The sequence below is a fragment of the Mariniflexile sp. genome (assembly GCF_041583155.1).
Taxonomy (GTDB): Bacteria; Bacteroidota; Bacteroidia; order Flavobacteriales; family Flavobacteriaceae; genus Mariniflexile.
The window spans coordinates 1-14,954 of sequence record NZ_JBFHGK010000042.1; the positions used below are offsets into that span (position 1 = coordinate 1).

General features: G+C 33.3%; 16 protein-coding genes. 11 read left to right on the top strand and 5 right to left on the bottom strand.

What is annotated here, in order from left to right; genetic code table 11:
- The first annotated feature begins 636 nt into the window (after window positions 1-636).
- Window positions 637-1,557: a hypothetical protein gene (locus ABYI63_RS13760; protein WP_372757050.1), complete on the top strand. Its 921-nt coding sequence runs from the start codon at window positions 637-639 to the stop codon at window positions 1,555-1,557.
- Window positions 1,558-1,913: 356 nt separating this feature from the next.
- Entirely contained in the window at window positions 1,914-2,063 is a 150-nt protein-coding gene (locus ABYI63_RS13765; protein WP_372757052.1) for a PID-CTERM protein-sorting domain-containing protein, read from the top strand.
- Here the strand turns inward: ABYI63_RS13765 and ABYI63_RS13770 are convergent.
- Window positions 2,060-2,656: a riboflavin synthase gene (locus tag ABYI63_RS13770; RefSeq protein ID WP_372757054.1), complete on the bottom strand. Its 597-nt coding sequence runs from the start codon at window positions 2,654-2,656 to the stop codon at window positions 2,060-2,062. The two genes, ABYI63_RS13765 and ABYI63_RS13770, sit on opposite strands and share 4 nt — an antisense overlap.
- Before the next feature lie 65 nt (window positions 2,657-2,721).
- Between ABYI63_RS13770 and pdxA the strand changes: the two genes are divergently transcribed.
- From pdxA to ABYI63_RS13815, 9 genes are all read left to right on the top strand, one after another.
- Window positions 2,722-3,768: a 4-hydroxythreonine-4-phosphate dehydrogenase PdxA gene (pdxA, locus tag ABYI63_RS13775; RefSeq protein ID WP_372757056.1), complete on the top strand. Its 1,047-nt coding sequence runs from the start codon at window positions 2,722-2,724 to the stop codon at window positions 3,766-3,768.
- Between the two features lie 162 nt (window positions 3,769-3,930).
- A complete protein-coding gene (locus ABYI63_RS13780) occupies window positions 3,931-4,470 on the top strand; it encodes a DUF177 domain-containing protein (RefSeq protein WP_372757058.1) in 540 nt (179 codons plus the stop codon).
- Between the two features lie 9 nt (window positions 4,471-4,479).
- Window positions 4,480-4,683, top strand: a complete 204-nt coding sequence (rpmF, locus tag ABYI63_RS13785; RefSeq protein ID WP_372757060.1) for a 50S ribosomal protein L32 — start codon at window positions 4,480-4,482, stop codon at window positions 4,681-4,683.
- 179 nt (window positions 4,684-4,862) lie between these two features.
- Window positions 4,863-5,864, top strand: a complete 1,002-nt coding sequence (locus ABYI63_RS13790) for a beta-ketoacyl-ACP synthase III (protein ID WP_372757062.1) — start codon at window positions 4,863-4,865, stop codon at window positions 5,862-5,864.
- Between the two features lie 22 nt (window positions 5,865-5,886).
- Window positions 5,887-6,369, top strand: coding sequence for an acetyl-CoA carboxylase biotin carboxyl carrier protein (gene accB, locus ABYI63_RS13795; protein WP_372757064.1), 483 nt, complete (start codon window positions 5,887-5,889; stop codon window positions 6,367-6,369).
- A 45-nt stretch (window positions 6,370-6,414) separates the two neighbouring features.
- On the top strand, window positions 6,415-7,767 hold the full coding sequence (gene accC, locus ABYI63_RS13800) for an acetyl-CoA carboxylase biotin carboxylase subunit (protein ID WP_372757066.1): 1,353 nt from the start codon (window positions 6,415-6,417) through the stop codon (window positions 7,765-7,767).
- A 352-nt stretch (window positions 7,768-8,119) separates the two neighbouring features.
- Window positions 8,120-8,803, top strand: coding sequence for a monofunctional biosynthetic peptidoglycan transglycosylase (gene mtgA, locus ABYI63_RS13805; protein WP_372757068.1), 684 nt, complete (start codon window positions 8,120-8,122; stop codon window positions 8,801-8,803).
- Window positions 8,804-8,807: 4 nt separating this feature from the next.
- On the top strand, window positions 8,808-9,269 hold the full coding sequence (locus tag ABYI63_RS13810) for a 3-oxoacyl-ACP synthase (RefSeq protein WP_372757069.1): 462 nt from the start codon (window positions 8,808-8,810) through the stop codon (window positions 9,267-9,269).
- Window positions 9,270-9,440: 171 nt separating this feature from the next.
- Window positions 9,441-9,989 carry a hypothetical protein gene (locus tag ABYI63_RS13815; protein ID WP_372757070.1) on the top strand — a complete coding sequence of 183 codons (549 nt, stop codon included), beginning with the start codon at window positions 9,441-9,443 and terminating at the stop codon, window positions 9,987-9,989.
- 69 nt (window positions 9,990-10,058) lie between these two features.
- On the opposite strand, the gene ABYI63_RS13820 is transcribed toward ABYI63_RS13815, so the two are convergent.
- The 4 genes from ABYI63_RS13820 to mscL all read right to left on the bottom strand — a co-directional run bounded on the left by ABYI63_RS13820 (window position 10,059) and on the right by mscL (window position 14,915).
- The gene (locus ABYI63_RS13820) at window positions 10,059-10,973 is read right to left on the bottom strand and encodes an ABC transporter ATP-binding protein (protein WP_372757072.1); all 915 of its coding nucleotides are present in this window, start codon (window positions 10,971-10,973) and stop codon (window positions 10,059-10,061) included.
- A 92-nt stretch (window positions 10,974-11,065) separates the two neighbouring features.
- On the bottom strand, window positions 11,066-13,207 hold the full coding sequence (locus ABYI63_RS13825; RefSeq protein WP_372757074.1) for a prolyl oligopeptidase family protein: 2,142 nt from the start codon (window positions 13,205-13,207) through the stop codon (window positions 11,066-11,068).
- Between the two features lie 174 nt (window positions 13,208-13,381).
- On the bottom strand, window positions 13,382-14,371 hold the full coding sequence (locus ABYI63_RS13830) for an aspartate-semialdehyde dehydrogenase (RefSeq protein ID WP_372757076.1): 990 nt from the start codon (window positions 14,369-14,371) through the stop codon (window positions 13,382-13,384).
- 142 nt (window positions 14,372-14,513) lie between these two features.
- A complete protein-coding gene (gene mscL, locus ABYI63_RS13835) occupies window positions 14,514-14,915 on the bottom strand; it encodes a large conductance mechanosensitive channel protein MscL (protein WP_372757078.1) in 402 nt (133 codons plus the stop codon).
- Between the last annotated feature and the right edge of the window lie 39 nt (window positions 14,916-14,954).

A 14,954-nucleotide genomic window follows, 5' to 3' on the forward strand; every position in this document is an offset into this window, starting at 1 on the left:
CTCAATACGGTTTTTACGGTTGACATAGTTTTAGAATTAATCAGTACAACATCTGTACAACAAATTGCCTTTTAAAGGTAAATTATATGCAAATAAAAACAAAGCAAAAAATCATAAATAATTGATAATGAGAACATAAGGGGTTAAATATTGCTAGATGAAAACTAAAATAATCCGTCTCATAATCAGGTGGTCCCTGGTTCGAGCCCAGGTGGGACCACTAGGAAACACCACAAAAACCCTTGATTTTCCAAGGGTTTTTGTTTTTTTATTTATTCTAAGTGTTCCAAAATACATTTCATTTTTCAGGGATAATTCTTATTTTTAGCTAGTTAGAACAACTAAATTGAACTGATTTATATTGAAGTTTTTTTAGCAATTGAAAATGTTATTCATTTTTTATGCCAGTTAAAAAGTGTTTAGGTTTTTGCTATTTTGAAAAACAACGCAAGTATAAAAACTAATACTTTCCAATTTTGCCACTTTCAAAAAAACTGTAAAAATAGAATTGATTCGTGTAAAAAAGTAAGATTATGTTTATATTTAGGTTTCAAAACATTTAGCGTAAAAAATTAATAGGGTAAATTCAATTCTTACCTGCGGCCATATTTCAGGAAGAATCTTTAAAACAGAACTATGGGAAAATTAACTTTAAAAAATCTGATTGCATTTTTAATTTGTTGTTTAATAACCCAATCCGAAGCACAAGAATCTTGGATTGATAAATCTATTCATAAGGGATTGATAGAGCTAAATACAGATTATGCCTTCAAAACTTTGGTTTCAAATGATTCAATAAAAACGACTAAGGAGACACTGAAAAACCTGAACAATGCGCGATTGTATTTTAACAATATTTTTGAAACGCAACTAGATTTTGCCGTATTATTCATTGATAATAAAGCGTGGAATAAACACGCGTACTTTCCTCCTCCAGGTTTACCTCAGGCAGGAAAAGGAAACGTTATACTTGGATTAGATAAATCAGTAGTTTCCACAGAGGCTGAAATAATAATTTCACAGTTACCGGAACACTATAGCGCCTCATTAAAACCTGTTTATGGCGAGGATGTAAATTTAGATTTATTTTATCGAGAGGTGTTATCTATTCATGAATTAGCTCATCTTTATCATTTTAAAGAAGGTACTAAACCGCAAAGAAATTGGTTGCAAGAGTTGTTTGCTACAATGAGTATGTATGCTTTCGTTAAAGAAAAGTCAAAGACTTTATATCAATTGATGGACACCTATCCGGAGTTTGTAATACAATCTGGAGATAGAATGGCTGAATATAGAACTCTCAAAGATTTTGAAGATAAATATGTACAACAGCTTACGCCTCAAAATTATGAATGGTTTCAAATGAAATTTTATCAAAATGCGAAAGCAATTATTGATTCTGATAAAAGTGATGTTTTAATTAGGCTTCAAAAGTTTTTGATAAATACAGACTTGAGTAGCACGGAACCATTTAGCGACCAGGAGTTATTAATTCGCTTGCAAAAAGATGTTGGAAAAGAAGTAGCCGATATTTTAGCAACTTGGAAATATAAATAACTGGTTTTGTAATTTTTAAAAAACTATCTTCTATAATCACCTTTTATTTTAATCGGTAATCTTAACAAAGTAAAGTTTTATTTGTACTATTTTATATATATTTGCTATTGTAGTAAAAAGTAAGAGGATTTTTTAGCTGTCAGATACTTTTTTGAAAGACAAATCGTTTTTATTAAAAGTAAAGCACAAAGAAAAAAACATGTAATTCATCGATGATTTAACACCGTTTAAAGATGTTTTTTTATTAATAAATGTTTATTTTTTTTGTCCACTTATTTTTTTTAATACATTTGCTCCAAATGATAGTACAAAACAAAAGAATATTTGCCTCAATCTTATTTGTATTAATAAGTGTTATGAGTTTCTCGCAAGTGGGCGGTGGGCCACCACCACCAATGGCTCCTCCTCCTGTTGGGTTGCCAATTGATGGCGGAGTTTTTGTTGCGCTATGCGTTGGGTTATTTTACGGTGCTAAAAAGCTGTTCCCAAAAAGTAATAATAGTTAATTAGTATCTTTTAATTCTAATAGCCTAGAAACATACTTTCCTAAAACATCAAATTCTAAGTTTACAACTGTTCCGATTTCAAACGTATTAAAATTAGTGTTCTCATACGTATAAGGTATAATAGCAACACTAAAACTGTCTTTTTTGGAATTTACAACTGTTAAGCTTGTGCCGTTAATAGTAATTGACCCTTTTTCAATTGTAATATTGTTAAAAGCGGTATCATAATTAAAAGTAAATACCCAGCTACCGTTTGCTTCTTCTATATTGGTACAAACTGCAGTTTGGTCAACATGGCCTTGTACAATATGTCCATCAAGCCTTTCGCCTAATTTCATAGCGCGTTCCAAATTCACCTTGCTACCAATTTTTAATGTGCCAAGATTTGTTTTATCTAGGGTTTCTTTTATAGCGGTAACCGTATATTCATTATTATTTATAGCAACAACAGTAAGGCAAACACCATTGTGAGCAACACTTTGGTCTATTTTAAGTTCGGGGGTTATTGTACTATTTAAAGTAATATGAAGATTGTTTAATTCTGTTTTTAAATTTGAAACAGTAGCTATAGATTCAATTATTCCGGTAAACATGATATTGTTTGTTTATTTGACTAAATTTGCAACATCAAAATTACAAACAAAAGTTGTCATTCTTAATGAAGAAAGCAGAAAATATAGTAGTTGGCATATCAATAGGTGATTTAAATGGCATTGGAGGAGAAATTGTTTTAAAAACATTCGAAGATGCTAGAATGCTGGAGTTTTGCACCCCGGTTATATTTGCATCGGCTAAAACCATGAACTTTTTTAAAACACATTTTAATTCTGAAATTAATTTCAACAATATAAATAATGCGAACCAAATAGTTTTTGGTAGAGTAAATGTATTTAATTGTTGGAATGAGCCAGTTACAATTACCTTTGGAAAAGAAGATCTTAAAATAGGTGAATATGCCATTAAATCGTTAGAAGCAGCAACTAAAGCTTTAAAAAATAATGAAATTGATGTTTTAGTTACAGCGCCAATAAATAAGCATAACATTCAATCGGAAGCATTTAAATTCCCGGGTCATACCGATTATTTAGCACAAGAATTAGAGGGTGAAAGTCTGATGTTTATGGTAACCGATACACTAAGGGTGGGCTTACTAACGGATCACGTTCCTGTAAAAGATATCGTAGAAAATCTTACGGAAGCTTTAATAGTTAAAAAAATAAACACTGTTTATAACTCTTTACTAAAGGATTTTAATATTGTAAGACCAAAAATTGCTGTTTTAGGAATCAATCCGCATACTGGTGATAATGGTGTAATTGGAAAGGAAGATGATACTATTTTAAGACCAACACTGCAAAAACTAAAAGGAGAAGGCAAATTAGTTTATGGTCCTTACGCTGCCGATAGTTTTTTTGGCTCTAATAATTATAAAAATTTTGATGCCATTATTGCAACTTATCACGATCAGGGGTTAATTCCTTTTAAAACCTTATCTTTTGGACAAGGTGTAAATTTTACTGCGGGATTAAATAAAGTAAGAACATCTCCAGACCATGGAACAGCCTATGAAATTGCAGGAAAAGGAGTAGCCGATGAGAACTCATTTAAGGAAGCAGTTTTTGCTGCTATTCAAATATTTAAAAACAGATTTGAGTATGAGATACTTACCTCAAATCCATTAAAAAAAGCGAATCAAAAGATATAAACAAAAAAATGTTTATAAGTAACGCTGCTTAAATAAAAATTTATATATTTGCAGGCTCAAAATAGATGTGATAATGAAAGTAGCATGTTCAAAATTTTATTTCACAACGAATTGAATAATAGCGAACTGCATGTGTCCATTTAATAATAATAAAAAAAACACATGAAACCATTAAAAGAATTTACAATTCCATTTGTAGGGTTAAAGCTAGGAAAACATGATTTTGAGTATAAAATTGAACAAGCGTTCTTTGAGTATTTTGAGTATGAAGAGTTTAATAAACCTAATATAGATGTTAAAGTTGTATTTGACAAAAAAACAACCTTATTAGAATTAAACTTTAAAATTTCAGGATTTGTTAATGTTAATTGTGATGTAACTAACGAACCTTATGATCAAATTATAGAAAATGAATTTGATTTAGTGGTTAAGTTTGGAGAAGAGTACAATGATGAGTTTGAAGATATACTTATTGTACCGCACGGTACATACGAAATTAATATTCAACAATATATATATGAGTTAATTGTGCTTTCGGTTCCGATTAAATGTATTCACCCTGGGATTGAAGATGGCACATTAAAGTCGGATATACTTGAAAAATTAGAAGAATTAAGCCCAAAGCTTAAAGAAGAAAAAGAAACTGAAGAGGAAATTGATCCTCGTTGGAATACATTAAAGAAACTATTAACGGATAAATAAATATAAAAAATGGCACATCCTAAGAGAAAAATCTCAAAAACAAGAAGAGATAAAAGAAGAACACATTATAAAGCAACTGCGCCACAGATTGCAACTTGCCCAACAACTGGTGAAGCTCACCTATACCACAGAGCACACTGGTATGAAGGAAAATTATATTACAGAGGTCAGGTTTTAATTGATAATTCTGAGGCTGTAGATAACGTAGCATAAGTATTATGCACGCATATAATAAAACGCTCACATGTGAGCGTTTTTTTTATGAAATGCTTTTAATAAAGCACAAAAACGGATAAAAACCTTTATTTTTACTAAAAACCGCGTGTTTTTTAGTAAATTAGGCTGTTTTTGTTCAATTTTAATGATTTTTTTGTCAAATTAACTATAAAGTTATGAGGAAATTCTCAGCAGCCATCACCGGTGTCGGTGCTTATGTGCCGGAATACGTGTTAACTAATCAGATTCTTGAGACATTAGTTGATACGAATGATGAATGGATAACTTCTAGAACAGGAATTAAAGAGCGTCGAATTCTTAAAGACGAAGGCAAAGGAACTTCCTACTTAGCTATAAAGGCAGCACAGGACCTTATCAATAAAAAAGGTATAGATCCAAAAACTATTGAACTTGTAATTGTTGCAACTGCAACTCCAGATATGAAAGCGGCTTCCACAGCCTCGTATACTGCCACCGAAATTGGTGCAGTTAATGCATTTTCCTTTGATATGGACGCTGCTTGCTCTAGTTTTTTATATGGTATGTCTGTAGCAGCTAGTTATATCGAATCCGGCCGTTATAAAAATGTATTATTAATTGGAGCCGATAAAATGTCTTCCATTATTAATTATAAAGATAGAGCTACTTGTATTATCTTTGGCGATGGTGCAGGTGCGGTATTGTTTGAACCTAATGAAGAAGGTTTAGGGCTTCAAGATGAATATTTAAGAAGTGACGGTACCGGTAGAAGCTTTTTACAAGCAACTTACGGAGGTTCATCTTATAAGATAACACCCGAAGTTTTGGAAAAAGGAGGGCAATATGCCTTTCAAGAAGGAAAAACAGTGTTTAAAAATGCTGTATCTAATATGGCAGATGCTGCGGTTAAAATATTAGAACGAAATAATTTAAAAAATAGCGATGTGGATTGGTTGGCAGCGCATCAAGCTAATAAGCGCATCATTGATGCCACAGCGCAACGCATCGAATTAGAAGATGATAAAGTGATGATTAACATTCATAAATATGGTAATACCACCTCGGCAACCTTACCATTATTATTGAATGATTATGAATCACAACTAAAAAAAGGAGATAATGTAATTTTTGCCGCTTTTGGTGGCGGATTCAGTTGGGGTGCCATTTACTTAAAATGGGCATATAATTCAGTAAACTAACCATTAACTAATTAGTACAATTATGGATATTAAAGAAATTCAAAACTTAATCAAGTTTGTTGCAAAATCAGGAGCAAGTGAGGTTAAATTAGAAATGGATGATATTAAAATCACCATAAAAACAGGCTCAGAATCAGAAACAACGGCTGTACAATACGCACCAGTTGCTACACACATGCCACAAATGCATGCACCAGTTGCCGAAGTAAAACCGGTTGCTGAAGCTGCGGCACCAGCTGCACCAGCCGCTGCGGAAAATTCAAAATACATTACTATTAAATCACCAATTATTGGAACTTTCTATAGAAAACCATCACCAGAAAAACCATTATTTGTTGAGGTTGGACAAACCATTTCAGAAGGTGATGTGCTTTGTGTTATAGAAGCTATGAAACTTTTCAACGAAATTGAATCTGAAGTTTCTGGTAAAATTGTTAAAATACTAGTTGACGATTCTTCTCCAGTAGAATTCGACCAACCATTATTTTTAGTAGATCCATCTTAATTAATTCAGAATTCAGAATTCTGAATTCATAATTTTTATAAAATTATGTTTAAAAAAATATTAATAGCCAATAGAGGAGAAATAGCACTTCGTGTTATTAGAACTTGTAAAGAAATGGGCATTAAAACAGTTGCTGTTTACTCAACAGCAGATTCAGAAAGCTTACATGTTAAGTTTGCTGATGAGGCTGTTTGTATAGGGCCAGCATCTAGTACGCTGTCTTATTTAAAAATGTCTAATATCATAGCGGCTGCAGAAATTACAAATGCAGATGCTATCCATCCTGGTTACGGATTTTTATCTGAAAATGCTAAATTTTCAAAAATTTGTGAAGAGCACGGAATTAAATTCATTGGTGCATCTCCAGAAATGATAGACCGTATGGGTGATAAAGCTAATGCTAAAGCCACTATGAAAGCCGCAGGTGTGCCTTGCGTACCAGGTAGTGATGGTGTTATCTCAACTTTTGAAGAGTGCGAAAAAATAGCCAAAGAAATCGGCTACCCTGTTATGCTTAAAGCATCAGCCGGTGGTGGTGGAAAAGGTATGCGCGGTGTTTTTAAACCAGAAAACTTAAAAGACGCATGGGATTCTGCGCGTCAAGAAAGTAAAGCTGCTTTTGGAAACGACGATATGTACATGGAAAAACTTATTGAAGAACCAAGACATATTGAAATTCAAGTTGTAGGAGATTCCACAGGAAAGGCATGTCATTTATCAGAACGCGATTGCTCCATTCAGCGTCGTCACCAAAAATTAACCGAAGAAACACCGTCACCATTTATGACCGATGAACTTCGTACAAAAATGGGTGAAGCTGCAGTAAAAGCTGCTCAATATATTAAGTATGAAGGTGCGGGTACTATCGAGTTTTTGGTAGATAAACATCGTAACTTTTACTTCATGGAAATGAATACCCGTATACAGGTAGAGCATCCAATTACAGAACAAGTTATCGATTTCGATTTAATTCGTGAGCAGATTCTAGTTGCTGCAGGTGTGCCAATTTCAGGAAAAAATTACTTGCCAAAACTACATTCTATAGAGTGTCGTATTAACGCTGAAGACCCTTTTAATGGCTTCCGTCCATCACCAGGAACAATCACAACATTACACGCTCCAGGTGGTCATGGTGTGCGTCTGGATACTCATGTGTATGCAGGATATACAATTCCGCCAAACTACGATTCTATGATTGCTAAGTTAATAACAACAGCGCAAACTAGAGAAGAGGCAATAAACAAAATGAAACGTGCTTTAGACGAGTTTGTTATTGAAGGCGTTAAAACAACCATTCCATTTCATAGACAACTAATGGATCATCCAGATTATTTAGCTGGTAATTATACCACTAAATTTATGGAAGACTTTGTAATGGAGAAACAAGTTGAAGAATAAATAATAAATTAAGTCCTGATGTAAATCGGGACTTTTTTTTGGGGTGTTCCGGTTGCTTTTTTTAGGGGAAAGCAACCGTCAGGCTTTCACTGCTCGCTTCCCGAAAAATCGGGAGAGCTCAAACAAAAACCGTTCAATCCTTAACACAACAACCTAAGCGCATTTTTACTATTTTTATACCCACAAAACAGCAATGTTTTTTAAATACAAATAGTGAAAATTTAGATTTCATCCTTAAGGAGGCATAGAAACGTGTTTTATATATCATATTAACATCGCGTTATTTTTCCTTAAAAAGGACTTAAAGTTCTGAACACAGTTTATCATTGAATAAAGGAATTAGAATATTAATATGATTAGAAAAATATTTAGGTTTTTGTATAAAAGCCTGCTTTGGTTTTTTGCAATTTCAATAGGGTTGGTTGTAATATTTAAGTGGGTACCGATACCTGTAACGCCTTTAATGGTAATACGCACCGTGCAACAAATTGCAAATGGCGAAGATGTAGTTTGGAAACACGATTGGGAGCCCATAGAAAATATTTCAAAAAATTTACAACTAGCCGTTATTTGTAGTGAAGATCAAAACTTCTTAAACCATCATGGGTTTGATATGGAAGCCATTGAAAAGGCACTTGAATTCAATAAAAAAGGAAAGAAAACCAGAGGAGCAAGCACAATAAGCCAGCAAACTGCTAAAAACGTTTTCTTATGGCCACACCGCAGTTGGCTACGTAAAGGCTTAGAAGCCTATTTTACTTTTTTAATAGAGATTGTTTGGTCCAAAGAACGCATTATGGAAGTCTATTTAAATAGTATAGAAATGGGAAATGGTATTTATGGAGCCGAAGCTGCCGCTCAGCATTGGTTTAATAGGTCGGCATCTAATTTACGTGTAAATCAGGCCACCGCTATTGCGGCTATTTTGCCAAATCCGTTGCGTTACAGAGCTAATCCAGCGACAAATTATATTCAAGGACGAAAGAATTGGATAGCACGCCAAATGGGCTTTTTTGGGCCATTAAACTACGATTAGTAGTATGACTTCAAGTTTAAAAATCAAAGAAAGTTTGTATTTACAATGTTTAGAATTTGTAGAAAATAGATTTGATACAATTCAGAATACAATTAACGAAATACAAGAATCTCTAACATCGGAAACTAAAAGTTCAGCGGGTGATAAGCACGAAACAGGTCGTGCCATGTTGCAATTGGAACGTGAAAAAGCAGGAAACCAATTAGCCGAAATTCAAAAAATAAAGGAAAGTTTGTTAAAGGTTAATGCCTCTAAAACTTCTGAGATTATTGGTTTAGGTTCTGTGGTTTATACCAATAAAAGTAACTATTTTATTGCTATTAGTGCTGGTGAATTAAAAGTTGCAGACAAACTGTTTTATGCCATTTCACCTGGTACGCCTATTGGACAATTGTTAATGGGTAAAAAAGCAGGAGACGAAGTGGGTTTTAGAGGGCAGCTGTTTATTGTTCAAGAAGTGGTTTAGAGCCAAGTTCTCCACTATTAAAAAGCTCTATAAATAATGCCGTAAAAATTAGCTTTACGAGATAGTAGTAATGTAACTTATTGTATTCGGCACATTTATGTGTTATTTGTACAAAGCTTTAGTGTGTAACATACAGGCAGAAAAAAAAGACTAACTTCAATTAAAAATAGAATGAAGAAAATTGACCTTTATGAAATTGCTTTAAAAATATTAGGACTCTATTTGTTGGTTTTAGTTATAAGTCAACTTCGAGACGTAATGGTTTATTTTACAGTTTGGGCACAACAAAGGGATAATCCCGAAATATTTGGTAATTTTAATCAAGCTCCTGCACTTTATGCAACAATTTTCGGGTTTTTAGCATTAACTCTTTTATCAAGTGTTTTAATTTTTTGGACAAAACAAATTGCGAAACTCATTTGTAAAAAAACGGACCTTGATGAAGATGTAAGATTATTTGCTGACCGAAAAACTATTTATGAGATATGTTTAGTTCTGTTAGGTTTAGTAACAATTGTTCAAACTTTACCTGACTTTATATATAAATTAAAAAATCATATCAATTACGTTCAAGCTAATTTACCAATAAAGGATTATGATAAAGCTTTTTTGATAACTTCAGGAATAAAAATTGGAATTGGACTCATTGCAATTATATACTCTAATGAGTTCTCAAACATATTTACAAAAAAAATAAAAGCAAAAGAACCAATTGAATAGGAGAAGAAAATGGCTGCAGCTAACAAGAACTGAGCTAAAAACATTCCCATTTATGCGAGCTTTTAGTTTCTACTTTAAAATTGTTAGGCAAATAGCTTCTCCTTTTTCTAAAGCAGTTTCATGTTCAAAGAACACCTTATTTCCTTCTATATCAACTTCAATTAAGTAAAAATGTCCTTTAAAATACGAGTGGTTTACTGTCGCTTTTAAGTTTGAATTAGTCACTTTTTTTAACTGGTGAGCATATATAATTCCTAAACTTTCAATCGTATTAAATTCTCCAAAAAAGGAGGCAATCAATTCGTTTTTTGGATTATTAAAAATGTATTGCGGTGTGCCTTCCTCCATAATTTTGGCATCGTGTAATACAATCATGTTTTCAGAAAAGGATAATACATCATCTTTATCATGCGTGGCAACAATGCAAGTAATATGTTTTTCTTTAAGATATTTAAATAAACTTCGGCGTAACGATTGTTTTTTAAAATTATCAATATGGCTAAACGGCTCATCTAATAAGATAATTTCCGGTTGTTTAGCAATAGCTCTGGCAATAGCAACACGTTGTTTTTGGCCGCCACTTAGTTCCTTAACTTTTATATGCGCATAAGCTTGTAGTTCAACAACGTTCAAAAGCTCATTTATACGTTCTTGTTTTTCTTCCGGATAAAAATTAGACAGGAAGGCGCCTATATTTTCAGAAACCGTAATAAAAGGCATTAAATCGAATTCCTGCGATACATATTTCATGTATTCCGGACCAATAATTAAGTTGTGCTTGGGTCCTAAAATTTGATTTTCTTTCCAAAAAATGGTACCTTCATTTAAATTGTATGTTCCGTAAAGCAGCTTTAGTAAGGTGCTTTTTCCTGAACCACTTTCTCCTATTATTGAAAAATGTTCGCCAGCTTTAACTGAAAAACTGATGTTTTCTAAAATCGCTTGTTTTTTGTATTTGAAGCTTAAGTTTTTTACTTGTAACATACATATTATGTTGTCTCGTCGAGCGCAGAACGATAGGTGTTAATTAGTTAACTGAAAACTTCACTCGAACGGACAAAATTGTTTTTTTTAAACTAAGGTTTTTTATTTGGCAATTCAGTAAATCCCATATTATAAAGGGTAAACCCAAAAATATCAGCATATTGTTCTATTGTTTTACTAACAGGTGTACCTGCACCATGCCCAGCATCGGTTTCAATACGAATTAGTGTTGGGTTCGTTCCTGTTTGTTTGCTTTGTAATTCGGCTGCAAATTTAAAACTGTGTGCTGGCACTACACGATCGTCATGATCGCCAGTTGTAATTAATGTTGCTGGATATTTAACACCAGTTTTTACATTATGTACTGGTGAATAATTCTTTAAATAATCAAACATTTCTTTGGAATCTTCCGCCGTTCCATAATCATATGCCCACCCAGCACCTGCGGTAAACGTATGATAGCGTAACATATCTAAAACACCAACAGCTGGAAGTGCTACTTTAGCTAATTCAGGACGTTGCGTCATGGTTGCACCAACCAATAAACCACCGTTTGAGCCCCCACGAATTGCTAAATAATTTGAAGAGGTATAGTTTTTTGAGATTAAATATTCCGCAGCTGCGATAAAATCATCAAACACATTTTGCTTTTTTAGCTGAGTGCCGGCATCGTGCCATTTTCTACCATATTCACCACCACCGCGTAAATTTGGAATGGCTAAAATTCCGCCTTGCTCCATCCAAACAGCATTGGTAATGCTAAAAGCCGGCGTTAAACTAATATTGAATCCACCATAACCGTAAAGAATGGTTGGATTTTTTCCGTCTAATTTTAAACCTTTTTTATGAGTAATCATCATCGGAACCTTAGTGCCATCTTTTGAAGTGTAAAATACCTGATGACTTTCATAATCTTCACTCTTGAAATCTATTTTCGGTTGCCAATATAAATTGGTTTCACCTGTATTTGGTTTTAATTTGTAGAGGTTTGAAGGTGTATTGTAGTTTGTAAAGGAATAATATAACAGATCATCATCTTTTTTTCCACTAAAACCTGAAGCGGTTCCCAAACCAGGAAGTTTAATTTCTCTAATTAATTGCCCTTCGTAATTGTATTGTTTAACTTTTGAAATAGCATCTACCATATAATTGGCAAATAAATAACCACTGCCTTTTGATGGGTTTAATACATGCTCTGTTTCTGGAATTATATCTACCCAATTTTCTGGTGTTGGACTTGAGGCATCAACCGAAACAATTTTTTTGTTCGGTGCATTTAAATTTGTTACTAGAAACAGTTTACTCCCTATGTTATCTATAACTGAGGTATTACTATCAGTATGATCTAAGATTGTGATGAATTTACTGTTTTTGTTTGTTAAATCTTTAATATATAGTTTGTTGCCTGATGTTGAAATGCGTGGTGTAAGTATTAAATAGCGATGGTCTTCGGTAACATTGGCATATATATAGCGGTGTTTCTCTTCGGTAGTACCTCCATAAATTAAGGCGTCCTCTTTTTGAGAAGTTCCTAGCTTATGATAATATACCTTGTGTTGGTCTGTTTTTGCAGACAGTTCACTTCCTTCTGGTTTATCGTAACTGGAATAGTAAAAACCTTCATTTTTATACCAAGAAATTTGGGTGAATTTTACATCAATTAAGGTGTCGGCAACTTGTTTTTTTGTTTCTGTATCTATCACAATTATTTTACGCCAATCACTGCCTCCTTCTGATATAGAATAGGCTAAAAGCGTCCCGTCTTTTGTGAAACTAAGTCCGTCTAAAGAAGTTGTGCCATCTTTTGAAAACGTGTTCGGATCTAAAAACACCTCTGCATCGTTTTCACCTTGTTTTCTGTAAATAACATCTTGGTTTTGTAAACCGTTATTTTTTGAAAAATAGGTGTATTTCCCTTCCTTGAAAGGGGCTCCTATTTTTTCGTAGTTCCAAATTTTTGAAAGTCTGTTCTTAAGGTCTGTGATATATGGAATTTGTTTTAAATAAGAAGAAGTGGTTTTATTTTGTTGCATTACCCAAGCTTCGGTTTCTTTACTTCTATCATCCTCAAGCCAACGATAAGGGTCTTTTACATCAACACCAAAATAGGTGTCTACGCTATCTACTGTTTTTGTTTCAGGGTAATTCAAAACGATATTGTTTTTTTCTGAGGTTTCTTTTTTGCAACCAACTAAAAGCATGCAGGCAAGGCAACCAATTAATGTTTTTTTCATTTATTTAAGTTTGCTAATTTTCAATCACATTTAAAACCAATCAGTATTTATTTTATTAGATGTAAAATATAACAATGGTTTATTTTATAATTCAAAAATAAGATCCTTTCAAAAATAAACAAAAAAGCTCCTGTAATAAATACAAGAGCTTAAATAATAGGATTTTATTAACAACTACACTAAGTTATTTTCTATCAAATATTCGCTAATTTGTATGGCGTTTGTTGCAGCACCTTTGCGTAAATTGTCGGCAACAATCCACATGTTTAACGTGTTTGGTTGCGATTCATCTCTTCTTAAACGTCCCACAAAAACCTCGTCTTTATCATGAGCCAATATTGGCATTGGGTACGAGTTTGTAGCTGGGTCGTCTTGTAAAACAACGCCTGGAGTATCTCTAAGTAATTGTCTTACATCAGCTAAATCAAAATCATTTTCAAATTGTACATTTACAGCTTCAGAATGTCCACCAGCGGTAGGGACACGAACAGCTGTAGCAGTTACAGAAAAGGTTTTATCATTAAATATTTTTTGAGGCTCTCTAGCCAATTTCATTTCTTCTTTGGTGTAACCGTTTTCTAAAAACACATCGCAATGTGGCAATACGTTTCTGTTAATTGGGTACGGATATGCCATATCGCCTTCAATACCAGCCATTTCATTTTCTAATTGTTTTACAGCTTTAACACCTGTTCCAGAAACGGATTGGTAGGTTGAAACGACTACACGTTTCATTTTGTATTTTTTATGAAGTTGTGACAATGCTAACACCATTTGAATGGTAGAACAGTTTGGGTTAGCAATAATTTTATCGTCTTTAGTTAGTTCGTGTGCATTAATTTCTGGAACTACCAATTTTTTGGTAGGATCCATACGCCATGCAGAAGAATTATCTACCACTGTAGTACCAGCTTCGGCAAACTTTGGAGCCCACTCTAAAGAAGTATCACCTCCTGCAGAAAAAATAGCAATTTGAGGTTTTGCAGCCACAGCATCGGCTAAACCAATTACTGTATATTCTTTATTATTATAAGTTAACTTTTTTCCAACAGAACGTTCAGATGCTACTAATAGCAATTCAGTTACAGGAAAATTACGTTCTGCAAGAACTTTTAGCATCACTTCGCCTACCATACCAGTGGCACCAACAACAGCTACTTTCATTATATTATGATTTAAGATTCATTAAAAATTTCAGGCAAAACTAATTATTTATTCTATTTTAAATCGAAAAAAAAGCCCTTGTTTTCTGAAAACAAAGGCTTTTTAACAACAAATAACACGATGTTATTTATTTAACAATTTGTTATTTTTTTAATAAATCTCTAATTTGGATCAATAATTCTTCTTGAGTTGGTCCTGCTGGTGCAGCTGGAGCTGGCTCTTCTTTCTTCTTAGTTTTATTGATTCCTTTAATAATCATAAACATAACAAATGCCACAATTATAAAGTCAATTAAACTAGTAATGAATGTACCGTAAAGTACAGCAATTTCTCCAGTTACTTCACCTGCCTCATTTGCAACACCTGGTGTAATAACATATTTTAAGTCATTGAAGTCCGAATTAAATAATAAGCCAACTAATGGCGATACAATTCCTGCGGTAAACGAAGTTACTACTTTGTTAAAAGCAGCACCCATAACAAAAGCAACGGCAATATCTACCAAGTTGCCTTTCATGGCAAAATCTTTAAATTCTTTAAGCATAAATATTAATTTTAGCGGTTATCGTTGTATGGTACTAAG

What these genes read in the sequence shown, in the direction of transcription:
- ABYI63_RS13770 (WP_372757054.1), bottom strand. Translation starts at nt 2,656, where the DNA reads ATGTTTACCGGAATAATTGAATCTATAGCTACTGTTTCAAATTTAAAA.
- rpmF (WP_372757060.1), top strand. Translation starts at nt 4,480, where the DNA reads ATGGCACATCCTAAGAGAAAAATCTCAAAAACAAGAAGAGATAAAAGA.
- ABYI63_RS13790 (WP_372757062.1), top strand. Translation starts at nt 4,863, where the DNA reads ATGAGGAAATTCTCAGCAGCCATCACCGGTGTCGGTGCTTATGTGCCG.
- accB (WP_372757064.1), top strand. Translation starts at nt 5,887, where the DNA reads ATGGATATTAAAGAAATTCAAAACTTAATCAAGTTTGTTGCAAAATCA.
- mtgA (WP_372757068.1), top strand. Translation starts at nt 8,120, where the DNA reads ATGATTAGAAAAATATTTAGGTTTTTGTATAAAAGCCTGCTTTGGTTT.
- accC (WP_372757066.1), top strand. Translation starts at nt 6,415, where the DNA reads ATGTTTAAAAAAATATTAATAGCCAATAGAGGAGAAATAGCACTTCGT.
- ABYI63_RS13820 (WP_372757072.1), bottom strand. Translation starts at nt 10,973, where the DNA reads ATGTTACAAGTAAAAAACTTAAGCTTCAAATACAAAAAACAAGCGATT.
- ABYI63_RS13810 (WP_372757069.1), top strand. Translation starts at nt 8,808, where the DNA reads ATGACTTCAAGTTTAAAAATCAAAGAAAGTTTGTATTTACAATGTTTA.
- ABYI63_RS13760 (WP_372757050.1), top strand. Translation starts at nt 637, where the DNA reads ATGGGAAAATTAACTTTAAAAAATCTGATTGCATTTTTAATTTGTTGT.
- mscL (WP_372757078.1), bottom strand. Translation starts at nt 14,915, where the DNA reads ATGCTTAAAGAATTTAAAGATTTTGCCATGAAAGGCAACTTGGTAGAT.
- ABYI63_RS13825 (WP_372757074.1), bottom strand. Translation starts at nt 13,207, where the DNA reads ATGAAAAAAACATTAATTGGTTGCCTTGCCTGCATGCTTTTAGTTGGT.
- pdxA (WP_372757056.1), top strand. Translation starts at nt 2,722, where the DNA reads ATGAAGAAAGCAGAAAATATAGTAGTTGGCATATCAATAGGTGATTTA.
- ABYI63_RS13815 (WP_372757070.1), top strand. Translation starts at nt 9,441, where the DNA reads ATGAAGAAAATTGACCTTTATGAAATTGCTTTAAAAATATTAGGACTC.
- ABYI63_RS13765 (WP_372757052.1), top strand. Translation starts at nt 1,914, where the DNA reads ATGAGTTTCTCGCAAGTGGGCGGTGGGCCACCACCACCAATGGCTCCT.
- ABYI63_RS13780 (WP_372757058.1), top strand. Translation starts at nt 3,931, where the DNA reads ATGAAACCATTAAAAGAATTTACAATTCCATTTGTAGGGTTAAAGCTA.
- ABYI63_RS13830 (WP_372757076.1), bottom strand. Translation starts at nt 14,371, where the DNA reads ATGAAAGTAGCTGTTGTTGGTGCCACTGGTATGGTAGGCGAAGTGATG.